Origin of the sequence: Ohtaekwangia koreensis, from assembly GCF_900167975.1 — a bacterium.
Taxonomy (GTDB): Bacteria; Bacteroidota; Bacteroidia; order Cytophagales; family Cyclobacteriaceae; genus Ohtaekwangia; species Ohtaekwangia koreensis.
Map to the genome: position 1 here is coordinate 772,800 of NZ_FUZU01000003.1, position 26,218 is coordinate 799,017.

General features: G+C 41.2%; 22 protein-coding genes. 13 read left to right on the forward strand and 9 right to left on the reverse strand.

The window, feature by feature from the left end; genetic code table 11:
* Positions 1-2: 2 nt before the first annotated feature.
* Positions 3-3,266, reverse strand: a complete 3,264-nt coding sequence (locus B5Y40_RS22390; RefSeq protein WP_221408975.1) for a SusC/RagA family TonB-linked outer membrane protein — start codon at positions 3,264-3,266, stop codon at positions 3-5.
* A gap of 830 nt (positions 3,267-4,096) precedes the next feature.
* Here B5Y40_RS22390 and B5Y40_RS22395 point away from each other — a divergent pair.
* Positions 4,097-4,888: a LytR/AlgR family response regulator transcription factor gene (locus tag B5Y40_RS22395; RefSeq protein WP_079689065.1), complete on the forward strand. Its 792-nt coding sequence runs from the start codon at positions 4,097-4,099 to the stop codon at positions 4,886-4,888.
* Here B5Y40_RS22395 and B5Y40_RS22400 read toward each other — a convergent pair.
* The 6 genes from B5Y40_RS22400 to B5Y40_RS22425 are packed head-to-tail and all read right to left on the reverse strand — an operon-like array spanning position 4,877 to position 7,750.
* Entirely contained in the window at positions 4,877-5,446 is a 570-nt protein-coding gene (locus tag B5Y40_RS22400; protein WP_079689066.1) for a DUF4256 domain-containing protein, read from the reverse strand. The genes B5Y40_RS22395 and B5Y40_RS22400 overlap by 12 nt on opposite strands.
* Positions 5,447-5,456: 10 nt before the next feature.
* Entirely contained in the window at positions 5,457-5,915 is a 459-nt protein-coding gene (locus B5Y40_RS22405) for an SRPBCC family protein (RefSeq protein WP_079689067.1), read from the reverse strand.
* 59 nt (positions 5,916-5,974) lie between these two features.
* On the reverse strand, positions 5,975-6,553 hold the full coding sequence (locus tag B5Y40_RS22410) for a YdeI/OmpD-associated family protein (protein ID WP_079689068.1): 579 nt from the start codon (positions 6,551-6,553) through the stop codon (positions 5,975-5,977).
* 1 nt (position 6,554) lies between these two features.
* A complete protein-coding gene (locus B5Y40_RS22415) occupies positions 6,555-6,944 on the reverse strand; it encodes a DoxX family protein (protein WP_079689069.1) in 390 nt (129 codons plus the stop codon).
* Positions 6,945-6,951: 7 nt separating this feature from the next.
* Positions 6,952-7,419 (reverse strand): SRPBCC family protein, encoded by a 468-nt coding sequence (locus tag B5Y40_RS22420; RefSeq protein WP_079689070.1) that lies wholly within the window; start codon positions 7,417-7,419, stop codon positions 6,952-6,954.
* A 7-nt stretch (positions 7,420-7,426) separates the two neighbouring features.
* Positions 7,427-7,750: an ArsR/SmtB family transcription factor gene (locus B5Y40_RS22425; protein WP_079689071.1), complete on the reverse strand. Its 324-nt coding sequence runs from the start codon at positions 7,748-7,750 to the stop codon at positions 7,427-7,429.
* A 432-nt stretch (positions 7,751-8,182) separates the two neighbouring features.
* Here B5Y40_RS22425 and B5Y40_RS22430 point away from each other — a divergent pair, with 432 nt between their 5' ends.
* From B5Y40_RS22430 to B5Y40_RS22465, 8 genes are all read left to right on the forward strand, one after another.
* Positions 8,183-10,429 (forward strand): glycoside hydrolase family 9 protein, encoded by a 2,247-nt coding sequence (locus tag B5Y40_RS22430; protein WP_079689072.1) that lies wholly within the window; start codon positions 8,183-8,185, stop codon positions 10,427-10,429.
* A gap of 400 nt (positions 10,430-10,829) precedes the next feature.
* Positions 10,830-11,141 carry a hypothetical protein gene (locus tag B5Y40_RS22435; RefSeq protein WP_143785884.1) on the forward strand — a complete coding sequence of 104 codons (312 nt, stop codon included), beginning with the start codon at positions 10,830-10,832 and terminating at the stop codon, positions 11,139-11,141.
* Between the two features lie 329 nt (positions 11,142-11,470).
* On the forward strand, positions 11,471-11,899 hold the full coding sequence (locus B5Y40_RS22440; RefSeq protein ID WP_079689073.1) for a VOC family protein: 429 nt from the start codon (positions 11,471-11,473) through the stop codon (positions 11,897-11,899).
* Positions 11,899-12,276, forward strand: coding sequence for a YdeI/OmpD-associated family protein (locus B5Y40_RS22445; RefSeq protein ID WP_245840711.1), 378 nt, complete (start codon positions 11,899-11,901; stop codon positions 12,274-12,276). Before B5Y40_RS22440 ends, B5Y40_RS22445 begins: the two co-directional genes overlap by 1 nt.
* 138 nt (positions 12,277-12,414) lie before the next feature.
* Positions 12,415-13,011: an NAD(P)H-dependent oxidoreductase gene (locus B5Y40_RS22450; RefSeq protein WP_079689074.1), complete on the forward strand. Its 597-nt coding sequence runs from the start codon at positions 12,415-12,417 to the stop codon at positions 13,009-13,011.
* Between the two features lie 728 nt (positions 13,012-13,739).
* Positions 13,740-16,430, forward strand: a complete 2,691-nt coding sequence (locus B5Y40_RS22455; protein WP_079689075.1) for an InlB B-repeat-containing protein — start codon at positions 13,740-13,742, stop codon at positions 16,428-16,430.
* Positions 16,427-17,875, forward strand: coding sequence for a PorP/SprF family type IX secretion system membrane protein (locus tag B5Y40_RS22460; protein ID WP_079689076.1), 1,449 nt, complete (start codon positions 16,427-16,429; stop codon positions 17,873-17,875). The genes B5Y40_RS22455 and B5Y40_RS22460 overlap by 4 nt, the downstream gene beginning before the upstream one ends.
* Positions 17,876-17,987: 112 nt before the next feature.
* Positions 17,988-18,446: a DUF4268 domain-containing protein gene (locus B5Y40_RS22465; RefSeq protein WP_079689307.1), complete on the forward strand. Its 459-nt coding sequence runs from the start codon at positions 17,988-17,990 to the stop codon at positions 18,444-18,446.
* 89 nt (positions 18,447-18,535) lie between these two features.
* On the opposite strand, the gene B5Y40_RS22470 is transcribed toward B5Y40_RS22465, so the two are convergent.
* Complete coding sequence (locus B5Y40_RS22470) at positions 18,536-20,680, reverse strand: TonB-dependent receptor plug domain-containing protein (RefSeq protein WP_079689077.1); 2,145 nt, start codon at positions 20,678-20,680, stop codon at positions 18,536-18,538.
* Positions 20,681-21,130: 450 nt separating this feature from the next.
* On the opposite strand from B5Y40_RS22470, the gene B5Y40_RS22475 reads away from it, so the two are divergent.
* The 4 genes from B5Y40_RS22475 (at position 21,131) to B5Y40_RS22490 (ending at position 24,589) form a co-directional block, all read left to right on the forward strand.
* Positions 21,131-22,174, forward strand: coding sequence for a sensor histidine kinase (locus tag B5Y40_RS22475; protein ID WP_079689078.1), 1,044 nt, complete (start codon positions 21,131-21,133; stop codon positions 22,172-22,174).
* Positions 22,149-22,910 carry a LytR/AlgR family response regulator transcription factor gene (locus B5Y40_RS22480; protein WP_079689079.1) on the forward strand — a complete coding sequence of 254 codons (762 nt, stop codon included), beginning with the start codon at positions 22,149-22,151 and terminating at the stop codon, positions 22,908-22,910. Before B5Y40_RS22475 ends, B5Y40_RS22480 begins: the two co-directional genes overlap by 26 nt.
* A 263-nt stretch (positions 22,911-23,173) precedes the next feature.
* Positions 23,174-23,749 (forward strand): porin family protein, encoded by a 576-nt coding sequence (locus B5Y40_RS22485; protein ID WP_079689308.1) that lies wholly within the window; start codon positions 23,174-23,176, stop codon positions 23,747-23,749.
* Positions 23,750-24,055: 306 nt separating this feature from the next.
* Complete coding sequence (locus tag B5Y40_RS22490) at positions 24,056-24,589, forward strand: LytS family sensor histidine kinase (protein ID WP_079689080.1); 534 nt, start codon at positions 24,056-24,058, stop codon at positions 24,587-24,589.
* Between the two features lie 99 nt (positions 24,590-24,688).
* Here B5Y40_RS22490 and B5Y40_RS22495 read toward each other — a convergent pair whose 3' ends face one another.
* Positions 24,689-26,218 (reverse strand): LamG domain-containing protein, encoded by a 1,530-nt coding sequence (locus B5Y40_RS22495; protein WP_079689081.1) that lies wholly within the window; start codon positions 26,216-26,218, stop codon positions 24,689-24,691.

Here is a 26,218-nt window from a genome sequence, read left to right on the forward strand (position 1 = left end):
GGTTAAAAGTCGAGCTGAAGTCCGACCATATATATTCGCTGCACCGGATAGCCTAAGCCATTGCCTCCCATCTCAACATCCCAAAGCTTAAAGTTGCTGACAGCGAAAAGATTATTGGCAGAGAAGTAAAGACGCGGCTGTAAATCAAACAGCTTGGCTATTGGAGGAAATGTATATCCTATCGTTACGGTTTTTAGACGAATGAAACTTCCGTTGCGCATCCACCAGGTAGAACGTTGTATATTATTCCATTCGATCTGATTACTTAAGCGTGGCCAGAATGCATATGGGTTGGGATTCTCTTCTGACCAGTGGTCTTTCTGAATAGCGTCCAGTTCTCCGTTTTGAAAGCCAGTACCCAATACTATATCTCCCCGCTGATTATATCCACCGAACTGAATGAATGGAGAAGTTTTTAGCGGATCGATGAAGAATGTTGAGCGTGCAGCACCCTGGAACATAAAACCAAAGTCCAATCGCTTGTAGGTCATGGAAGGGCCTATACCATATACAATCTCCGGTTGAGTTGGATAACCAATGGCAACTACGTCATCACCGTTGATTACTTTATCACCATTAATGTCGCGATATTTTATATCGCCTGCTCGTACATCACTACCAAAGAATGACTGATCTGGAGAGTTGGCAACTTCTTCATCATCGATAAATAAGCGCTCGGCTATATATCCCCATCCTTGGGAGAATGAATAACCTTTCCGTGATAGGTGTGCCAGCTCGGAGCTATATTGAATCTGTTCATTCTTTGTAACCTTGCTTGTGGCATAGGTAAATGTACCAGATATAGTCAGTGATAGATCAGAGCCGATGGATGTAGAATAATCCATAGAAAGATCTATACCACGTGTTTCGCCTGATCCGTAGTTTGCAGAAGGAACACTGGTGAGCCCTTGTGCAGATTCTATATTCGGGTTAGGAAAGTATATATTTGAACGCTTCGTTTTAAATGCGTTGGCAACAACAGAGAGTGAATTGAACAAAGTAAAATCAACGCCAAGATTTGACTGCCTCGATACTTCCCAGGCGATGTTATCATTTCCGTAGCGGTTGATTCTATACCCTGGTCTAAAGTAGGCCGGTGTACCAATCGCAGTACCGAAGGTGGCTCCAAAAGTATTGTCGTTGGCATTTACATCCGAAAGATAGAAGAACCTGTCGTTGACATCTCCGATCTGATCATTTCCTACAAGTCCATAGCTAAATCTAAACTTAAGCTCGGATACAGTATTCTTGAGTGGTTCGAAGAATGATTCATTCGATACATTGTAGGCAACGCCAATCGATGGGAAAAATCCAAAGCGATTCTTCTCTGAAAAACGTTCTGATCCATTGTATCCAAAGTTAAATTCAGCCAGGTATTTACTATCATAACCGTAGGTAACCCTACCTGCCAAAACTGTATTACGTTGTGGCAACGATGAAACGACACTGCCTGCATTGCCAGCTTCAAAACTTGAAACGAATCCCGTTAGCAAGCCGCTAACTTCATGCTTATCGAAAGTTCTCGCATAGTTAATCGAAGCCTGAAGATATATTTTGGACGTTACTTCCTTGGGTAACTCCGCGTATCCCAGATACTCTGTTCCGGTCGGTTGAAACGCAGAGCCCTGTGCGCCATTGTTCAATACCGATACTGTATATTGAGAAGGATCAATCGGGTCTATATTTGCAGTATAGAAGAAAGGGTTATAGGCACGGGCAACCGAGTAAAATGAATATCGCTGAATATACCCCATCGCGCTGGCGCTTAGCCCTGGGGTTATAAATTCAAGATCCTGCCGGAGTTCTATCTGCGGATTGATATTGGATGATTTATATACCTGGTAACCTCTGACCATCTCAGCATATGGATTCAAAAACAATCCCCCTGTTAATGAACCCGAACCTTGTGTGGGTACAGAACCAAACAACGGGTGATTTATATAGGGTAATTTTGATTTGGGATATACTGCCGGAAACATAACCGGATTAGCGGACAGAGCATTCCGGAATGCAATGGCTCCTCCACCTACAGGTCCACGGTAGTCATCAAACTGTCCGTAGAGTCGCAGAATAAATTCTGTTGTTTTCGTAAAATTGATATTGATATTGCTGCGGATGGAATAATTTCGAAGCTTGATGTTACTATTGAAATCATTGATCGGATCAATTTTCAATACACCATTATCAACATTGTACGTTCCCGCGATATAGTAGGAAGCGTTCTCACTTCCACCGGATATATTCAGGTTGTAGCGTTGGTTCACGGTATAATCCTTAATCATTTGTTTGAGCCAGTTGTTGCTGGGGTATAGATTAGGATCGTCTCCTGCGAGCGTATGGTTTATTTTGTTTTCACCATAAGGCACCGCAGTAGCAGGATTTCTTGTGAGGGTTGCCTCATTAGCATCCCGCATATAGGAGATGTTATCGGTTAACTGATAATTTCTGGTATTGGAGGAGACCGTATTCTCCATGCGGAATTTATAGCGGGCTTTGCCGGGTATACCTAATTTTGTTGTTACCAGGATGACACCGTTCGCACCACGCGATCCATATACCGCGGCCGCAGAGGCATCTTTCAATACCGAAAAACTCGCGATGTCGTCAGTTTGCAAACGCGCCAGATCAGTGGCACTTGACTCTATATTATCAATGAGGATAAGTGGATTTACTTTACCGCTTCCAAAACTGGAAAGACCTCTGATGAAAAACGCAGAATTATCGGTACCTAACCCTGGCTCGCCGCTGGTTTGATAGGCTATAACACCCGCTACGCGTCCGGCAATTGCATTGGTAAGGTTACCCGTTGGAGATTTAAGACTTTCAGGTGATACGCTTGTGACAGCGCTCACCATGCTTTCTTTTTTCTGAACACCATACCCGACAACGACTACCTCTTGCAACGATTGGATATCCGGCATCATCGTGATGTTAATTATAGTCTGCGATCCAACCGTTATATCTTGTGTTGTATAGCCAATAAAGGTGATGTGCAATACATCCCGATCAGAGGGAACTATCAATTTGAATGCTCCATCGGCATCACTCCGGGTACCGGTACTGGTTCCGGATATCAGAATGCTTACGCCTGGCATCCCTGCCCCGCTCTCATCGAGAATCGTTCCGGAAATCGTACGTTCCGTGGCGTTCTGCTGAGCGTAACTCGCGCCTGCCACAAGCAGGCATAACAGTAAGATGATCAGGGTGCGTCCTTCAAAAAGGAGAAAGCCCAATCTTCTTTCTGACATCAGTAAATTTGATTTCATGTTTAGGATTTAGGGGTTGGGTAATTAAGAATCAACACCTTGACAGTGTTGGAGTAAGCCAAGCATGGCTTGGCCAGTATCTTGTAATCGCTTAATAGGTGTATTAAAGACACTTTTTTGATTATGCGTAAGAAGGCGATCTATTTCTAGTCATAGTTTTTGGGGTTTGTTATTTAAAAATGAAGTGATTGACTATGTGCAGGAATCGCTCGGCATAAGAAATGAGCCCCCCATATCGGAGGACTAAAGAGACGGCCGGTGACAGGTTGGCGTATCATTTCTTTACTGAGGATCAGGAATTTGTAAACAAACTTCGCTCATTCTTCAAAATTCAAGGGGTGTAAGTTGCTATTTTTAAGGGGGCATTTGTCTATTCAATCGTTTGAAATCAATATAAAATCGTTTGCAGAGTCCCATTTTAATAAAATGACAAGAGTTCGGACATTTTCGCCAAAAGAATCTCTTTTTAGAACGTGACTTTAAGATGTCAGCTACTGGAAGGGAAATCTTGCCATTTGGCCGGGTGATTAAGGTGTTCTAACAGAAAAACAGGGCATAACCGTACAGGAATCAAGGTGTTTCCATTTCCCTAAACATCAGATAAAGGTCGGTGACCTATCGCTTAAGCTTATGACCGATGTGAACGCTATATAAAACAGATTTGCTTCGCTCCGCAGCACCTGACTTGTTAAGTCTGTATTTAATCTGTTGCCATAAATCAGGCATACGATATACGGCTTAAAAAATACGCTGTGCAGTTTAGAAACGGGCAATAACTTAAACCTTAAATGTTACTTAATGATTAGGCGCAGTAAAACTTCCGCTGATTTATGAATTTCATCATCATCGAGGACGAACTGAAAACTGCCAAGTCACTACAGAATATGATCGTTGATATAAAACCCGAAGCTAAATTAATAGGTCAATATCAAAGTATAGAACGTTCCGTGGAAGCACTCACGCAAGGCGTTGAACCGGATTTAATCTTCATGGATGTTCAGCTCGCAGATGGCCTCTGCTTCGAAATATTTAAGGCAGTTAAAATAAAATGTCCGGTGATATTTTGCACCGCATACGATGAGTACTCGCTTGACGCATTCAACAGCAACGGTATAGACTATATTGTTAAACCGGCTTCAAAAGAAGACATCCGCGAGGCGCTCACGAAGGTAGATGAACTCCGGAACTTCTTTCAACAAAAATCAACACCAGACCTGGAAGTTTTACTTTCAAAACTTAGCCCACCCACTGGTAAAACCAGTTTCCTCGTCTTTAAGAATCAAAAATATACCACTGTCCAGATAGACAATATTGCATTCTTCTTTATTCGTAATGATACAACATCCATTATGTGTTTCGACCGGCAGGAGTTTACGCTCAACCAGTCTCTCGATCAGATTACCAGCACCATTTCACCCAAGCAATTCTTCCGCGTAAACCGTCAATACCTGGTAAACTTCAAGGCGATTAAAGAAGTGGAGCATTATTTCCTGCGCAAACTATATGTTAAGCTGGTCATTGAAACGCCAGACAAATTATTGATCAACAAAGAGAAATCTCACAACTTTCTAAGCTGGATGGAAAATCGTCACCGGCAGATATATGTTCATCTAAACTCTTAACGAGCCTCGAAATCCTCTGGCAGCGTAGTACGATTCTGCGCCATTGTGATACAGGAAGACATGATCATAACGGCAGTCGCAAAAAAGCGCACCGCCAAGTTTTCGAATGGCTGCAGGTGTCTTCACCCAACTTGATGTTTTCGTATCAAACTTTCCAAGTTTTTGCAATGCCCGGTATTCCTCCTCTGTCAAAAGTTCAATGCCGAAGGCATCTGCCAGATCTATAGCACTGTCCTTGGGTTTATTTTCTTTCCTTGAATCGAGCGCTTCACGATCGTAGCAAACACTCCTGCGGTCTTTGGGGCTCTCCGCTGAACAATCGTAAAAAATATATTCATCGGCCTTTTTATCGTAACCAACAACATCCGGTTCGCCACCCGTTCTTTCCATTTCACTGAGCGACCATAGCTTTTCAGTATTGGCCTCCAGCCTCGCATCCACATCCGCCCAATCAATACCTTTATGACGACTCATGTTTTTCTCAAAGCGTTTTTTCAATACACTGAGTAACTCTTCACGTTGCTCCAATGACAACTTCTTTTTATTGCCTTTGCTCATATATACTATATTAGGTCAATGATTTTATTTTTTCCAACTCTTTTTCAAGACGATCGAAGTTTTCTTCGTTCTTCTCCGGTGCAAACTTCCGGATGGTCTCGTATTCTTTAGGCGAATCAAAAATCATCTTGAACGTCACGTTGGTTTTATCGTCAGTCTGCTTATCAAATAAAGCTACAACCTGAAAGATTGGTTTTGAGAGACGATTCCAGGCGATGAGATTAGGCTTGTCTATTTTTATAAATACACATTCATTAACGTAGTTTCCCTTATCAGGACCATGCATAATGAAACTCCATTTTCCACCCGGCCGCAGATCGAATTCATTAAAAGTATTCGTAAACCCTTTTGGTCCCCACCAATTTTTCAAGTATACAGGGTCAGTCCAGGCACGAAATACTTCATCTATATTCGCATGAAATGTGCGCGTTGAAACAATTGTAAATTCAGAATCTTGTATAATATCCATGTCAGTATATTTTGCAGTCTGTACGCTCTAAAATTAGTTTTTTATTGTCAGACTAATGGCTAATCATTTAATCCTTCACCTTTTAGAATTTGCGGTATATACTTTTCAATTCTGGACTCTCGTGTCTTGGATTGTTTAGCTTGTGAAAAATAAAGAAGATATCCTCTTTGCCTTCCTGGTGTTAATGCATAAAAGGCTTTTTTCAACGCAGGAGTTTTATCTAACTTCTTTTGAAATTCCTCAGGCATTGAAAATTCTTTAGTCTCTTTAAAACTTACTTTTAAACCAGCCTCCTCTACTTCTATGGCTTCATATATATAGGCCTTCAGAGCTTTTTCTTTCTTCACTATTTCAGCAACATTGGTAAACCGGATCTGGCGCGCTGCCTGCACGTTCTCCGTTTGTTGGATTAGTATATGTTTACTGTCCTTTAACAAGGCACCCTTAAAAAATAAAAGCGCACAATACTCTTTGAATGCATGTATCAACACGATATTATTTTTTTCAAACGTGTAACACGGAACACCCCACTTCAACTCTTCGGTCAGATCACAATCAAGAACAATCATTCTCAATTTTTCCAATTCTTTCTGCCACTTTTCGGCTTTACTAAAAAAGAAATCAACCTTCGGATTCATTTTATTTATTGTTAAGATTAACTGAAACAGTTTTTCTGTCGGCAGGTCTGAAATACCATGATACCACGGTCAGAACCAGTAGTAACAACGCTGGGGCTATCTTGGTGGGAGCACCCGAAGCTATATGTGAAAATATAGCGCCCGACATAGCAAAGAAAAAGCCTGCGTAAGCCCATTCTTTTAGCAACGGAGATCTGGGTATAAGCACTGCAACAACTCCCAAAATTTTCCAAACACCAAGTATAGTAAGGAAATATACCGGATAGCCCAACGCTTTAATAAGTTCTACCTCCTCCTTCATATTGAGTAACTGTACGATTGCAGTGGACAGCATTCCCAACGAAAGCCAGAGCGTAGCAATCCAATAGATGATTTTATTTCTCTTTGTCATAATATAGTTATTTTAATTTACTGACGATGTCTTGTAATCGGTTATGCGCCATATTGATTCCCTGGGCAAAGGGCAACTTCAACATTTGATTTCTGTATTCAACAGATTTATATACTATCTGCATGGTGAGTTTACTGGTATCGTCTGTTAGTTTTTCAAATTCCAGGAACTCAAGCTGAACGGGAAAGGGCGTATTCTCCATTTCAAAAGTGCGCGTGATTTTCTGGTTTGGTACAAACTCATGGATTACACCATTCGACCGGAACACTACATTCCCATTAGCATCCGATGTTTCAAATTGCCAGCTACCGTGCTTTTTACTCTCAAGCTTCAACACCTTTGTTCCCATCCATTGCTCAACAATTTCCGGTTCTACATACGCTTTAAAAAGTAGTTCGAGTGGCAAGTCAAATTCCCGTGTTATCACGATTTCCTGCTTGTCGTCTTCGGCATTGATTTTTGTTTTTCGCTCCATGGTTGTCTTATTTTTTTGATTTATACTTTTTCATGATCGCTTCCAGTTTATTGAACCTGTCATCCCACATCTTGCGAAAGGGTTCAATGAAGTCTGCTATTTCCTTCATCTTTTTAGGATTTAAATGATAGTATATTTCTCTTCCGTTTTGCTCCTGCTTAAGTAGTTCGCACTCTGTAAGGATTTGCAAGTGTTTTGAAACTGTTGGTCTCGCTGTATCAAAGTTTGACGCAATTGCACCTGCCGTCATAGATTGCGAAGCAACCAATACAAGTATAGCTCTTCTGGTAGGGTCTGCTATGGCCTGAAATACATCTCGTCTCAAATTCATCGTGTAGCTATTTGACTACAAATATAATGTAGTCAAATAGCTACGCAAATTTTTATGCAATTTTTATTGACAAATATTCGCATGTTGTTACTTATATATCTGATTGCCAGGTGGATTTCCCTCTTGTGTAAGACGAGAACTGTTGCACATGCAACCAAAAGGGGGTGCACCAACCGTTTAAAATTCACGTTTTTGAATTATATGAAATCATTGCCATCCACGGAGTTATTCATATTGCCTACATTCTTGAATACGGTTTAAATCATTCTCAAGATTGCGAAGACGTTTAGCGTTTAGAATGCTCTTCTTACCAGCCGAAGCGCGGGTATATAAATATTCATAAATCATGCATGGAATGTTAACAACCCTATAATAAAGGTGTTTGCAAACGATTTGGCTGTTAGTTTTGAATGTCTCTTAACGACACATCTTATGAATTTACTTTTGCGGTATAGCCTTTTATTTTTCTGCTTTTGCATTTCGCTGACAGCGTTATGTCAAAGCACCAGCAAGTATATTGTGGTTGACCAGTTTGGTTATCTTCCCTCCTCCAAAAAGATAGCCGTTGTGCGTAATCCCGAGACCGGATTTGACGCTTCAGAGTCTTTTACTCCGGGATCTTCCTATGCAGTGATAGATGCCAAGACCGGGCAAGCGGTGCTGACCGGCACTGCCGTATCCTGGAATGCAGGTGCGCTCGATAATTCTTCGGGAGACAGAGCCTGGTGGTTTGATTTTTCTGCCGTGACTTCACCTGGCAGTTACTATATTCTGGATATAGACAAGAATGTGCGTTCATATGGATTCGACATCTCTCCTACTATTTACAATAGTGTTTTACGTCATGCGATGCGATCCTTCTTTTATCAACGGGCTGGCTATGCGAAAGAGGCGCGCTATGCAGGCACTGGTTGGGCAGATGGCGCCAGTCACTTAGGACCTCTACAAGATAAAAATGCGCGGCCTTATAATGAGAAAACCAACGCTTCGAAAGAGATGGATCTTTCAGGTGCATGGTATGATGCGGGAGACTTTAATCGATATACAAACTGGACAGCAGGCTATGTAGTTGATTTTCTCAGGTCCTATTTAGAAGCACCGGGAATCTGGACTGACGACTATAATATACCGGAGTCTGGCAATGGTATACCGGATCTTCTGGATGAAGTTAAATGGGGCATTGATCATCTGTTGAGATTGCAACAGCAAGACGGAGGTGTCGTGAGTATAATAGGCTGTGCGCATGCAAGTCCACCCTCCTCTGCTACCGGACAAAGTGTATATGGTACCGCGAGTACATCGGCTACGCTGAACACGGCAGCCGCCTATGCGTTTTCTTCTAAAGTTTTTGGCGAACGTGGTTTAACAGACTATGCATTACAATTAAAAACAAGTGCTATCAAGGCTTGGGATTGGGGCGTAGCGAATCCAAATGTTTTATTCAAGAACAACGATGCTGCTTCCGGTACATCCGGAGTTGGCGCTGGTCAACAAGAGACTGATGATTACGGAAGATTTATAGCGAAGCTGAAGGCTGCTTGTTTTCTGTATGAGATCACACTCGATCAAAAATATAAAGACTTCATCGAAGCAAATTATACAAAAGTACATCTCATCGAGTGGGGTTGGAATTCGCTCTATGAAGCTTCAAACAACGAAGTATTGCTATACTATACAACGTTGCCCAATGTAGATCCTACAGTCGCTGACAAAATCATTACTACGTATAAAAATACGCTCAATACCAGCGATCATTTCCTGGCACATCAAAATCACACAGATCCTTACCTGGCTTATATAAATGCGTATGGCTGGGGTAGCAATTCGATGAAATCATTGCAAGGATTAATTTTCACTGACCTGATCAATTACAACGTTGATCTCTCCCGAAACCAGGAAGCACGTGAGGCTTCAGAGACATACATTCACTATATACATGGCGTGAACCCGCTAAACATAGTATACCTCTCCAACATGTATGACTATGGCGCAGAAAATTGCGTGAATGAATTCTATCATACCTGGTTTGCTAACGGAAGTGCGAAATGGGATCGCGTTGGAACATCTCTCTATGGACCGGCTCCCGGATTTGTTACGGGTGGTGCCAACCCAAGCTATAACTGGGATGGCGTATGCCCAGGAAACGCAGGTTGCAATACGGAAAGTATAACTCCTCCTAAAGGACAGCCTGCTCAAAAATCATATAAGGATTTTAACACTTCGTGGCCGCTGAATTCATGGGAAGTAACGGAAAATAGTAATGGTTACCAGATCAACTATATAAGACTGCTTTCGAAATTTATTCAAGCCGGTGTTGATTGTCATGGTACGGCCAACGGAACTGCTTCGTTTGATGTTTGTGGACATTGCTCCGGAGGCGAAACAGGAATTACTCCATCCACCAGTATAGAAGATTGTAAAAATAATGTATTGAGTTCGGAAGAGCCTGTGTCGCAAAACTTCAAGTTATACCCTAATCCCGCTACATCTCAGGTGGTTGTCGAGCCTAAACTTAAGAGTACATATACACTTGAAATTTTCAATGCCCAAGGTAAAATGATTTTTACTACAGTAACTTCCGGAAAGAGTACAATTTCCCTTGCTGACCAGCATACAGGAGTATATCTCTTCAAGATCAACCAGGGTGGCGTGCAACACGTTCAAAAAATTGTGAAGTAATAATTCGTCATTCAGAACCTACCAGCCTTTGTCAACTTTATAAGCTATATACAGCGTGCCTGTATATAGCTTATACTTTATCTGTTATCCACTTGAAAGTAATAGCACTTTCGCTTCATGAAGCATGCCGTGGACTAAACTCCTCTCCTATTTTACAAGTATTGTTTGCACACTCCTCTCATCCGCAGAAATGCCAGATAGTAAGTTAAGTCCCGGCCTCCTGCAACGAAAAGCGCTAAAAATTGTCCCCGTTCCAGTGTAAAAAAGAGCTTTTTAAATATTTCTTCAACTTAACTTTGAAACTCAAAGTACTTTTAAATATCTTTACATCGAAACAGATAGTTGACATGAATCAACTATTTGAATTTATAAATCAGACAATATCTAATCATCAATAATTATGAATAACAAATCTGAAGCAACGATGAACAACAATTCAATTGTTTTGAACTTGATCAGCTGGCTGTTTGGCATCGCTGTTATCGCGATCGGCTTGGTTAATGTTTTCTGGGGAAACGATCTTGGTTTCGGTATTTTTCTTCTTCTTCTTTCTTTGGTATACTTCCCTCCTTTGAGTGCCATGCTTAAAGAAAAGACAAACCTCTCAATCCCTGGAATTGTAAAATTCTTACTTGGTGTTTTTATACTCTGGGCAGCGTTAGGCGTTGGCGAATTGTTTGGCAAGATTGACCTTATGATGAGTAGTTTTTAATACACTATACGGACTCTCCCTGAAGGAAGTGTCCGCGTTTGATGTATAGAAACAATATTGAAAGGAATAACAACGGAATGGCTACTGCTGCAGTATTACGTCATTCATGGTTGAACTCATTCTTCCCGCTCGGTATATTATCAGGTAAACGTCTCTTACTTTTCCGTACCATGCGGTTCTTTTAGTGTTTTAGGTTATCCGTTATCCAAAATTTGCATCTAAAAATTGAAGATGCACGTTTTAGCAGATATCACAGTCTGCTGAGGTATACTGGTCAACACCAGGCTATATACATTAGGCATCAAAACGGAAAACTAAAATAGAATAAAATGGAAAAATCAAACTTCTTACGGGGACTGGCCACCACAAGTTTCTATGCAGCGGATCTGGAAGGTGCCAAAAAATGGTATACTGACCTGCTGGGGATCGAACCTTACTTTAACGTTCCGGGGTATATAGAATTCAGAATTGGTGATTATCAACACGAACTCGGCATCATCGACAGTAAGTATGCACCACAGGGTGCAGCAACTTCTCCTGCTGGCGCTATAGTATATTGGCACGTTGATAACCTCGAAACCACACTTGATACGTTACTTTCATCTGGAGCTACTTTATACCAACCGATCACCGACCATAGTGGCGGAAAAGGAAGCTTCGTCACAACATCCGTTGTTGATCCTTTCGGAAATATATTGGGCATCATGACCAACAAGCATTATCTTGAAATATTAAATCAACGTAACGCAGCATCGTAATGATGGAAATGAAAGACGGAAAGCAAGCTGTCTATGCCAAAACACGAAAGGAATGGAGACAATGGTTAAGGGCAAATAGCCAAACTGAAAAATCGGTCTGGCTTATCCTGTACCATAAGAAGAGCAATGTAGAATGTGTTACCAACGATGATGCCACTGAAGAAGCGGTCTGCTTCGGATGGATTGATAGCCTGTGCAAGAAAAGAGATTCCCAAAGCTATTATCTTACGTTCACGCCCCGGAAGCCAAAAAGTAAATGGAGTAAACCCAACCGCGATCGAGCTGAAAAGATGATTCAAAAGAGACTGATGACAAAACAAGGACAAAAAGCAATCGATCTGGCAAAGGAAATTGGCACGTGGGAAACTGCTCAATAAATAACCTGCTAACGTGTAGGGCTGACGTTGAATTCAGAGCATTCCCCCATCAGAATATAATTTATTTGAAATCTGTACTTTCACTAATCCAGAAATCGAAATCACATTAACCATATAATTACTTTCTAAAAGCAGATCATGAACGTATTGATTGTATATAGTCATCCCAGTAAGAAATCATATACCTATCAAATACTGGAACTCCTGAAGAATGAATTACTTCAACAACAACTGACCGTCCAAATTTCAGATTTATATGCTATAAATTTTCGGTGTGATATGTCTGAAGAAGAGTATATCAGAGAAGGCTTGGGTAAACGTGAATTACCAATTCCCGATGACGTATTATCAGAACATAGAAAAATTAAAAACGCAGATTGCATTATTTTTTTGTATCCGGTCTTTTGGAGTGATTGTCCTGCAAAATTAAAAGGTTGGTTCGACAGAGTATATACAGTAGGTTATGCCTACAAGAATAACAATAGCATATCAAAAATGAAGACCATGAAATATGGTCTCGCCATGTGCACGGCCGGATATTCAAATGATTTTCTAATTGAAACAGGTATAGCACAAAGCATGAAAACCATTATGATTGACGATAGACTGAGAAACCGATTCGATCAGAAAGAGATGGTCATTCTCGGAGGTACATTAGACTTAGAGAATGTTAGGCAAAAGCACTTAGAGAAAATCAAAGAAATCGCAATCAGAATCAAAGCTTATCTTCCGTAGTGCTCAATTCACATCGTGAATTCAAGTGATGTCAGTTCCGCTATGCCATGACTATTTTAGCTGGTATATTTTGACATTGTAAATCTCATGATGAGAGCTTGTAGTGCAAGACCTAAAACATATACATATACTATATATACAAGATTTTACACATTATAAAAGCGCATTTAAATCACCTTGAAGTAAAATAAGCTGCATTTATAGGTTGCTTGCTTAAAATCACATTTACACCAAGGATTATTCCCTCTAACTATCCTCAATTTTACGCAATCGTTAGCAGTCATTTATCCCTCATATACTCTCGATTTATAGAGCCTCAAACAACCTGAACACAGGTAACGAGTTATCTACAACAATGTAAAAATTATTAAAAATTAACATTGAAGTGAATTACGATGCAATTAACCTTTAAAGAGCTATTATTTAAACATTTTATATACCCACATATTAGGTATAATAATGAGTATTGACAATACGATGGGCTAATCAGATCATCTTTACGACCTCTAGTATAAAATCCAAAGGGGTTACTTCGCTATGTTATACAGGTATGGATTTCCTTTATCATAATGACCGTAGATTATGAAGATGATGTTTACAGATTGTATTATAATTTCTTTCTGTTATCCAAGACTTTGATAACAAGCGCTATAGATAATCCGCTATACAATTAACTTCATTTTTGGCGATTTATGTGATCCCATTTTTTAATACAACGAAATTCATCTATGCTAAAATTACGAATCCTATCATGTCTGGTTGGCACTGTCTTGATATGTATTACTAATTTTTCATTTGCACAAAATGATTGCCCCGTGGTTGGCTGGGCAAGTCAGAACGGTGGAGTAACAGGAGGTGGAACCGTAGCAGCTGCTACGATTGTTACGAATTACAACGACCTTAAAACAGCCATCACATCTACTGCCGTTAAAGTCATCAATATATCAGGAACGATTACAATACCTTCCGGTGGGCGACTAAGTCTCAAAGACCAATCCGGAAAAACAATCTTTGGTTTACCGGGTTCGAAGTTGGTTTCAAGCGATCAGTCTGCAGACAATTCAGGTATACTATATATTCGGAACTGCTCGAATATAATATTCAAAAATGTGACGTTTGAAGGACCTGGCGCGTATGACGCTGATGGCTGGGACAACATGACACTGGATAATTGCACGAATGTATGGATAGATCATTGTGAATTTCAGGACGGCATGGATGGAAACTTCGATATTAAAAATTCATCAGACTATATTACTGTAACGTGGTGCAAATTCATATATAACAAAGCCCCACGAGCCGGTGGCCCGGGCGGAGCAGATGATCACAGGTTCTCTGACTTGTTCGGATCAAGTGATGGTACTACCACTGACCGGGGCAAACTTCGCGTAACCATGCAATATTGCTGGTGGGCTCAAGGCTGCAAAGCGCGTATGCCACGTGTACGTTTCGGTAAAGTACATATAGCCAACAATCTTTTCAACAGTACAGTTGCTGCCCAGTGCATACAGGCAGGGTTTGAAGCCGATCTATTGGTGGAAAGCAATGTGTTTGAAAATGTAAACAGACCCATCGACCTGATGGACAACAACTTTACAGCGGTCACCGAAAAAAATAATAAGTTCTTAAGCACTACCGGAAACAAAGCAGGAAGCGGTACGGCCTTTACACCGCCCTATACATTAGATGTAACGCTTGTAGATAATGTGAAAGATACGGTTATAACGAATGCTGGAGCAACACTGACGTCTGCATCTTGTGATGTTACCACTCCGGTAACCTATACATTGAGTACTACAGCTACACCAACCGTAGGCGGAACCATTACCGGTGCAGGTACATATACTTCAGGAACTGTTGTGACAGTAAAAGCAACACCGGCTACCGGATATACCTTTACCGGATGGAGTGGTGATGCATCCGGGACAGATGCTACCATTACAGTAACCATGAGCGGTAACAAATCGGTGACTGCTAACTTTCAGGCGGATGCGGCTACTCCTACAAACTATATACTTAGCACCACCGTCACACCAAACGCGGGTGGAACGATTAGTGGAGCGGGCACATATACTTCAGGAACTGTAGTGACGGTAAAAGCAACACCGGCTACCGGATATACCTTTACGGGATGGAGTGGTGATGCATCAGGGACAAATGCTTCCATTACCGTAACCATGAGCGGTAACAAATCCGTAACTGCAAATTTTCAAGCGGATGCGGCTACTCCTACAAACTATACACTTAGCACCACAGCCACACCAGCTGCGGGTGGAACGATCACCGGTGCTGGTGCATATACCTCCGGAACAGTAGTGACGGTAAAAGCGACACCTGCCACTGGATATACTTTTACAGGATGGAGTGGTGATGCATCAGGGACAAATGCTTCCATTACCGTAACCATGAGCGGTAACAAATCTGTAACTGCAAATTTTCAAGCGGATGCGGCTACTCCTACAAACTATACACTTAGCACCACAGCCACACCAGCTGCGGGTGGAACGATCACCGGTGCTGGTACATATACCTCCGGAACAGTAGTGACGGTAAAAGCAACACCTGCTACCGGATATACCTTCACAGGATGGAGTGGTGATGCGTCTGGTACAGCTACTTCTGTGACTGTAACCATGAGCGGCAACAAATCAGTGACTGCTAATTTTCAAGCGGATGCCGTTACGCCTACAAACTATACACTTAGCACCACGGCCACACCAACTGCGGGTGGCACAATCACTGGTGCGGGGACATATACTTCAGGCACTGCAGTGACGGTAAAAGCGACACCTGCCACTGGATATACTTTTACAGGATGGAGTGGTGATGCATCAGGGACAGATGCTTCTGTAACGGTAACTATGAGCGGGAATAAATCAGTGACCGCGAATTTTCAGGAGCAAGTTATTGCACCAGTAACGTATACGCTTAGCACAACATCTATACCTACTGGTGGTGGCACTATACTCGGTGCAGGGACATACGATGAAGGTACTGTCGTAACCGTAACCGTTACACCTTCCATCGGATATACATTTACCGGGTGGAGTGGCGATATATCAGACACCTCCCCTTCTGTTACAATAACGATGAACAGCAATAAATCGATTATAGCAAACTTCGATGCGCAAAGTAGCGTGAGCACGATCGTAACACCACAAAAATTATTTTCCCCTGACAACCGAGGTGACGCCACAACAGAAACATGGTTGATTGAGAATGCATACTTGCTGGACGGATGCGAAATTATAGTATACAACCGGCAAGGACAGAAAGTATATTCTTCTGTCGGATACCCATCGCCCTGGAACGGAACACTGGATGGAAGACCACTTCCGGATGGTGCATATTTTTACATCATCCGATATCCAAATCAGAAGAAACAAACAGGAAGTGTAACCATTGCAAGATTGAAATGAAACCAGCGATAAAAATCCTATTAATCCTTATTGGCTTGCTTCCATTGTCGTTCCTGAATGTACAGGCACAACAGAGCTTAATGTATAGCCATTATTTTCTGAATCCCTTTTTATATAATCCATCTTTTGTAGCTCCTAATGGATATACCGAGGTATATCTCAACTATAGAAATCAATGGGCAGGAATTGAAGGAGCCCCCACAACCGGCACGGTAAGTATACATGTACCATTAAACTATAAAGCCGGTGTAGCATTTACAGCATACCAGGATAAAGCAGGTGTGTTAAAGACCACTACCGGCCTGATAACATTTGCTTACCAGGTTTACCTGGGCAATAGTATAAAGGAAGAGCATAAAATTGGCTTTGGTATATCTGCAGGAATGACGAGCAACTCAATTAATGCAGGAGACGCGTATGCAAATGATCCCGTGACTGGAACGACATCTTCCTTCGAAGGGCAATTCGGTATACATTACCAGTTAAAGAACTTCAAGTTAGCCTTTGCCATTCCACGACTCTTCAGAACCTACGTGGCCTCCGAACAGGATTTCAACAAGGTTGGCATTGAACAAATCAAGACAACAATCACTTCGGCCAGCTATATGATAAGATTCAGCAGCAGGGTTGCGTTTGAACCTATGGTAACCTATCGTACCTATGAAAATACAGTAAGTCAATATGAAGGACTTGGTGTAATCCACATCGATAATATAGCATGGTTCGGAGGATCCTACAGACAAGATTATGGAGCCACTGCTTTTATTGGTTTCAACATCAAGGACAAAGTAAAACTCGGATATGCGTATGAGTTTGCAACATCGCAGATAAATTCCTTCGGGGATGGAACGCATGAGATGCAACTTGTACTACGACTTGGGAAAAAGAAGAATGAAAGACCACAGTCAAAAAGCAAAGCACAAGTAAAACAACAGCCGGTTGAATCCAGCCCGAAAGAAGAAGAGGAAGAGGAATATGTTATCGGAGGAAAAGAACAGGAACGTGCAGCGGAAGACCAGGAGCATGCAGCAGAAGAGCCGGAACGCATAGCAAAAGAATCTGAACATGTGGCAAAAGAATCTGAACAACAAGAGGAAGTCGCACAACAACCACGGGTGAAGCAAAGCGAACCATTGCCAACCGCTGCCGATGGTGAAAACCAAAAAGACCAAACGGTAAAATCACTATCAGGAAACAAATTGGTTCCAGGTCATTATGTAGTAGTGGGTGCATTTCGCTCAATTGAAAATGCTAAAACCTATACGCGTACACTGAAGCGAGCCGGCTATCCTGCAGACATTGCATATCAACCTGAAAAGGGTTATTACATTGTACACATGACGAATGCTCCTACACTGCAAGAGGCACAACTACTGCGGAATAAATACAGGCAGATGTCGCGCTACTCTTTCCGTGATACGTGGATCCTTAGTGTAGAGGAATAACGATATAGTCTGAGAGACAGCAAACTCAGGGAGATCGACCAACTATATATTGATGATCGCAGCTGTAATAAAAAGGCCTGTGGATATTTATCCATTCCGCTTATATTGGAGCATGTTTAGTCGCAAACAAGCATCCAGTATCCGACAGGAGTTTTGGACCGTCTTTGGAAAGTATATGAGCCCTGTGCTCTCGGCTGAGGGCATGAAGATCAATTGGGTGAATTATCACACCCGGATCAAGGACGTATACTTTCGTATGGATGCAGGGCAAAAATCAGCTGCGATCTATATATCTCTTGAACACAACGACTCGCATATACGCGCACTGTACTTTGAACAATTTCTGGAATTGAAAACAATCCTGCATTCCACTTTGGAAGAGACGTGGGATTGGCAGCAAGACGTATCGATAGACGGAAAGATGATCAGCAGAATCTATAAAGAATTACCTGGAGCGTCCATTATGAACAAAGAGCATTGGCCAGACCTTATCTCCTTCTTCAAACCCAGGATTATTGCACTTGATAGTTTCTGGGAAAATGCAAAGTATACATTTGATACGCTGAAGTGAATCACACTAATGGCAATTTTCCTGACGTGCGTACCGGGCTATATTTCTCCAGGAACTAACGTCAGGATAAAATGCTTATCTATACAAGGCTATAATTTAAAAGTCAGCGTACCATTTATCGCTCTACCGGCTCTACCAGGTAAAGAATTTACAGTACGGGCACGATATTCCGGATAATATATTTTTTCATCCAGTATATTATTCGCGTATACACCTATGATAAAGTTCTTGCCAAGTTTATACTGAACGTTCGCGCTTAAGTAATTATAAGCTTTTACAGGAGGGTTCACGGCTTGTGTATAACTACGGTCAGTATCACCACCTTTGCCATAATACGAATTGAACACACCCAGTTGTAAGCCAAACGGGAACGAATAGGTAGCGCCAGCCTTTAACATCAGTTTCGGCATACCGTAATCATCTTTATTTCCCTGATCGTCAAGTGTCGTCTGATAACTGAAACCCGTTGTCAATGAAAATGAATTGGTAACAAAAGTCTTCGTTTCTAATTCAACACCTTGTGAGCGAAGTCTCCCTCCATTTAAATATGTAGGAACCATAAATGTAAGCCCCGGTCCAAATGAAACTTCGATTCTCTCGGAGTCATCAATAGATTGACGAATGATATCTGTTTGCAAACTATTATAGTATGTCAGATAAACCTCAAAAGTAGACTTCGTATAAAAGAGCTGTGTTTCAAACGTGCCGATGGTCTCTGGCTTTAAGTCAGCATTCGGATAAATGTCCGGGACGTTATTTCCGTAGCGTTCACTTTGCGTAGGAGAACGGAACGCTTTACCATACAGAACCTTGATGCCCGAAGACGCATTTACATAAAATATACTTCCGATGCGTGGCGCAATATATAAATCGTTGCCTGTTACTTTGTTGGTTTGTGCGCCCGCAATAAGTTTAACATGCTTACCAATTGTATAGTCACCTTGTGCATATATACTCCACCATGTTTGGTTATAGTCCTTCACAATCTGGTAGGGCGATTCGTTACGGGGAGCAGTCTTATCAAATGGATTGGTCGGCTCATAGCCCAATGGATTCTCTGAGCTTGCAGTCTTTGAATACGTTCTTGCACTTCCGGTTTGGGTATTCGTCAATCCGCCAATAACTAAGTTCATATTCTGAAAAGGCTTCACATAGTTAGTCAACTCTACAAGGTAGTCGTTGGATTTACCATCATCCTCAAAATTAGAAAGAGAAGGATAAAGCTTTTTCTTGAACATGTTGTTATAGGTAACATTCAAAGTCGCGCGCCAGTTATTCGTAATCTCCTTGTCGTAGCCTAAATCAATGAGCAACCGGTCAATAGTAGTATTGAAATGCAAAGCGGCATCATCACCCCCGGCAGTCTTGTTAAGCCATGATGGCAACGTACCCATGTTGGCTTGCTTGGTATGCATATAGTTGGTCAGTAACTTAAAATCACCAAACACAAGATTAGCATTGGAGCCAAATGATTTCTCATACATTTTGATGGTGTTCTTGCTTGGTGGAACAACCGTGATGCTATTATCCGGTTGAATTATAATTTCAGGTTCACCGTAAGCAGAAAAATCCCATCCATCCGTATCAAAATAATTAACACCACCTGTAAACTTAAGTTTGCCTAAATCTGCAGCACCACTTACCTGTGCCTGCTTTGAAGCAAATGTACCATATGAAACACTGGCAGAAACCGGAGCTGACTCCGAAACATTTTTAGTTATAATATTGATGATACCAGTGAGGGCACAAGTACCATATAGAACTGAGCCAGGTCCGCGAATAATTTCGATTCGCTCCACACGGTTCAACGGGAATGAGCTATATATAGCGGCGTTCATACCATTGTCAAGGCTTTCGCGAAAAGGGCGGCCATCCACCAGGATCAGAACATTTGTATTCGCTATAGCAGTAACGTTACCACGGATAGAAACCATATTGTTTCGATAGGTATAACCGCTGTTAAAGTAAACATTCGTTGCTCTGTCCAGTACTTCACTCAACGACCTTGCGCCAAACCGTTCAATATCTCTTGCACTGATTACACTAACAATGGCAGGAGCGTCCTTAATGCTCTCTGCAGATTTAGAAGCCGTTGTGATTCTGATGTTCATAATTTCTTCCAAACTCAAATCGAAATAATCATCAGCTTTCAATGTATCCGCTTGCTGTCCGTACAAGAGCAGCACTGGCCCTGAATACATTATAAAGACAAACGCGGTAAAAAGATTTTTCATGATTGTGATTAAATAAGGTTAAGTAGTAATTGACGTTTACATTTATACAGGTATTTCAACGCCTATATATTTAGTATTCTTAGCCGCAAAGTTGATATGTGCCAGATACGGTTACAATGGTGAATACCGGATTTATAAAAATCAGGTCTTAGAAATTATCGTAAGGTCAACATCTGGAGAGGTGCGTGATTGGAGGATTCTTTTTACGGGATATACTTAAAAAATCTAAGGGTTTACCTTAGCTCTAAAAAACAAGCATTTTTCAAACGTTTAAAATATCTTTCAAGCGGATCGCTTGCAGTTCAGGGAACAGTCGGTATATAACAACAATGACCTATAGCAATATCTTTAGGTAACTGTCAGGTACGATTACATTAATCTCAGTGTCGATTTTGTCCGCTTCACTTAAATAAGTATGTTCTATGAGGTTAGAGGTGTATTTTTGCATCTATGGAGCTAAAGCTACCCATTAAAAATCTGATCCGGCTCAATTGGCTACTATCACTGATCCCCAGCGTTATTGTCTGTATTTTCCTCCTGCACGACAAGGCACAGACACATGTCATTCACATCACCATAATGACAGCAATCGCCATTGCAACCATCGGACTCAGTAATATCTATATTATCGTTGTCCTGGCGCAAAGATTTGAAATCAGCTCCCGGAAATTCAAACTGTATCGCTACCTGCTAACGTATACAGCCAGTGCTATAGCATACTTAATCATCTGGCCAACGTTTGTCTTTTTCACAAATTACATTACCTCTTCCTACGTTCTATACGACTTTATTCTCTTGGGTATAGGAAGTGCAATGGTCAATTCATTGATTGTGGTGTTCCACAACTTTGTTCTCTTACAAAGCGAAAAGGCACATGCCGATCTTGAATTCTCCAAGCTTAAAACCGCTCATGCAGAAGCTGCCAACCTGCTCTTAAAACAACAAATACATCCGCACTTCCTATTCAATGCACTCAATACGGTAAAGGCGCTATACCGGACCGATTCACGCGCGGGCGATTCATACATTGTTCATCTGGCAAATTTTTTACGAGCTTCTGTCTTTAGTCACTCCAGCAAAATATCTTTACTGGAAGAAGAGTTATCGCTTTTAAAAGATTATCTGGAAATGCAGAAGATCCGTTTTGGTGACGCACTCGACTGTTCAATTTCAATTCCTGAAAATATACTGAAAAGCTTTTCTCTTCCCTCCTTTTCACTCCAGCCGTTGTTGGAGAATGCTATAAAACATAATGAACTGACAGAAGAAGCACCGTTAAAAGTATATATATGCAAAAAAGACGACCGTATTATCGTTTCTAACAATCTACAAAAAAAGATGGTGAATGTCTCATCGACCAATCACGGGCTGGCTAACCTGGCAGAACGATACAGGATTTGGTCAGGCGATGAAGTGATCATAAAAGAAGATGACCGTACATTTTCTGTAAGTATAAAATTGCTAGCAAATGAAAATAGTAATCATCGAGGATGAAAGGGTTGTCGCGAATGACCTTGAGGCAAGTATACGGCAATTGGTGGAATCCACCATTGTACAGCTTCACTCGGTTAAAGAAGCGATCGCGTATTTTAAGAAAGGAAATATACCAGACCTGATCTTTAGCGACATTCAATTAGGTGACGGGCTTAGCTTCGAAATATTCATAGCCGTGCCTCAAACCGCACCGGTGATATTTTGCACAGCCTATAATGAATACGCACTGGATGCTTTCCGTGTCAATGGCATTGACTATATTTTAAAACCCTTCACGGTAGACACTCTGGAACGTTCCTTACACAAATACACCCAGCTAAAAAAAATCTTCGCACCAGACCAGAGTCTCAGTTATAGCTCAATGATCAAGATGCTGACCGAGCGCAACCCCGACCGCGCTGCATCGGTGCTGGTATATCACCAGGATAAAATTATACCAGTTAAACTGGAAGACACCGCTTTATTTTATCTCGAGAATGAAGTCACGCACCTGCTAACGTTTTCCGGCAAGATGTACTATCCCAACAAGAAACTTGATGAACTTGAGCAATTAACCGGAAATTTATTTTTCAGAGCCAATCGTCAATTTCTGGTCTCTCGTAAGGCTATATCTGATGTATCCAGTTTTTTCTCCCGGAAACTTTCTGTTAACCTGACTATACCCTTCAAAGAAAAAATTATGGTTAGTAAAGTAAAATCTCCTGTATTCCTGGAATGGTTGTCCAAAACCGTCTGACATAGTCCACAGTCGATTTTCGTTAAGTAACTTCGGGCAGATAATATCATTACAGCGGTTCGCAGTGCCATTATCTATATAGCTAATTATTTCATTACGGGCACACGTTGCTTTCTCCACCCCTAAGTACATATCCGACAGCTTCGCTATCGCTTTTGTCCGCTTCACTTATTTCCTTCTTTCTGCAGCCGTATAAACCCTACATCTTTGATCCATACATACACAAGCTTTCGCTTGATGTAAAAAACATTAAATGTACTGATATGAAAAAGTTAATTATTGTATGTCTCATGCTGGCGTCTGCCAACACTTTTGCACAATCCATTTTAAAGCGGTTAAGCTTCGGACTCAAGGCGGGTGCCAACTATAGCAATTTCACCAACGCTGATTTTTCAACGGATCCATTGGTTGGATTTCATGCAGGGGCGTTGGTTAATCTCAAATTGACGGACAAGTTTTCGATACAAGAGGAATTTCTGTTCTCGTCTCAAGGAGCAAAATTCAAAGAAGATTTTTTAGGCAACAAAGAGATCAAGATATATTATCTGAACGTTCCTATACTCCTTAAGTACCGGACAAATATGGGACTATATTTTGAAGCCGGCCCCCAAGTAAGCATGCGCCTCAGTGAAGATATGGAGAATATGCCGGAAAAAGATTTTTCACAGCAAATTGATGTGGGTGTTGCAGGAGGACTGGGATATCAATCGAAAACTGGCTTTGGCATTGGCGTACGATACTGTGCTGGGCTATCAAAAGTTGCCAACTTCGAAATCGGGAACACCAAGCCTGAATTTAGAAACGATGTAGCACAGGCAAGCATCTTTTATATCTTCTAATTATATATTAAAGACCGTTCTGAATTAAAGGTTTGGGATAGGGGTATTCAGCCAGGTTCAGAAAGTCATCCCGGTTTCGAAAGAAAACGGGATTTTTTTGTCAGGACTCTAATCTCGAATGAAATGATAACCTTATATCAGTATACACATCGCTCCAAATCCGTTCATCACCAGTAGTTCAAGCTAAAATATTCAAAGGTATATATTCCGCCTCCATTTGCATTCTGTCCGCCTAGATGACTTTCCCGCTATAGATGATCCGTTATCGATTTAACTTTACCTCCAGATTATAAACATTCATTCACAATGCATAAAAACCACGAGGAATTACAGTTGCTTCAGAAACAAGGCGAAGCGTGTCTGACAAATGTAACCGACTTCTTAAAAACATTCATTGCCAATCCGATTTCCAAAATTGTTAGATTGGAAGAGGAGTTGATGTTTTGCAAGGCCTATATTGAAATACAACAACTGCTGTTCAGAAATGCGTTGACCTACGAAATAGATCTGTCGTTGGATATCACGCTGGAGAAATTTGTTCCGCATTTCTCCATTTATACGTTGTTGGAAAACGCTATCCGACATAATCACTTTACTGAAGAATCTCCATTGAAAATAATTATTGTCACTGAAGGCGACTACTTAAAAGTTATCAACAACCTCCATCCTCAAAAAAGCATGGAGTCTCCCACAGGTCAAGGTCTATTAAATCTTGCGGAACTGTATCGTCTTCTTTCCGGAGACGAAATACATATCCTTCAAAGTAAAAATTATTTTACAGTACACATAAAGCTATTTAACAATGAAGCATATCCATTCGAGGAAGCCTATATCTATTGAAGGCCATCTGACATATATAGTACAAATCCTTAAAACCAATATCAAAAAAAAGGGACGTAAGTAAACTTACGCCCCTTCACTGCAAACACAAATAGGTTATTAGTGATTAGGTGCTGTTGAGGTTACGCGTAATGCGCTACCCATGATTGTACCATTGAAATGATTTGACGACTGATCAACAACAGTTGTACCGGAAGCTTCATCAAAATTCCAGTATCCTGTTAAACCTGTTTCATTCCCTACCAACAGTTGATTTTTATATTGATTGATTTCAGTAACCGTGAGCGCTTTGGTCCACACCGATACATCATCTATCGTTCCTTTAAAGAAGTAGTTTATTCCATTGGTAAGTTTCTTGCCGATCTTCGCTGTAGAAGGATCGCTTGTGCTCATTGTATAAGAAGATGAACCTTGTAAAGTTCCCCCTACATTTACTCCGTCAACATATAAATCAACGTCTGATATACCTTTTAGAACCGCAGTAACATATTTCCAGTTATTGGTAAGTCCTGTAACGCTGGCAGATCTTCCTCTTCTGTATGCAGAATTGTTTCCACCACGGCCATCACCGTACTCTGCAAATACATTTGTACTGGTAACCGCAAACCAGAAACCTTTATATACAGTAGTATTTTCCTGACTTACAAATATAGGGCCTGTAGCCGGGATGGTTGGATCTATATTTACCCATGCCGAGACGGTTATCGGGAATGTAGTCGTATTGAGAATATCACCAAGATCAACGTAATCATTTACACCATCAAATTGAATTGCTCCGTTGATACAACGATTGGGTGCACTTGATGCTATGCGTTCTGCGTTTCCGAATATTGTACCATTATAATGATTAGGCGATGAATCCAATACGGTTGTACCAGACGCTTCATCAAAATTCCAATAGGCAAGAAGTCCGGTTTCACTTCCGCTCAGCGTTTGGTTCATATACTGATTTATTTCAGTAGTTGTTAAAGCTTTGCCCCAGATCGAAACATCATCCATCAAGCCTTTAAAATGGTATATAAATCCATTGATCGAACGTTTACCGATCTTTGCTGTAGCAGGATCATTGGAGCTCATGGTTGAATTTGAACTCCCTTCAATTGTACCTCCAACATTTACGCCATTAACGTATATCTCAATGTCATTTATACCTTTGAGAACAGCCGTTACAAATTTCCAGCTATTGGTAATGTTGCCAACGTTAGCCGATCTTCCTCTTCTGTATGAAGGATCATTGCCTCCTGCTCCGTCACCATATTCAGCATATACATTTGTATTGGTTGTAGCAAACCAGAAGCCTTTGTAAGTAGTCGTATTATCCTGGCTGGATACTATAGGCTGACTGCCGGTTACGGTTGAATCTACATTTACCCATGCAGCCACCGTAACGGGGAAAGTTGTTGTATTTAGAATGTCTCCGAGATCAATGTAATCATCTACGCCATCAAATTTTATAGCCCGGTTGGTACATCCTGGTGGCACTAAACGTGCAGATGCAAGTGCGTTGTCTGTAGATGGCGCTGGCTCGCGCTTGCTTACTTCGTAATCATCGTAATTATCACACGACACTACAGCAAACAATACTATACATAACAGAGAATGAAAATACTTAAAAGAATAATTTGTCAT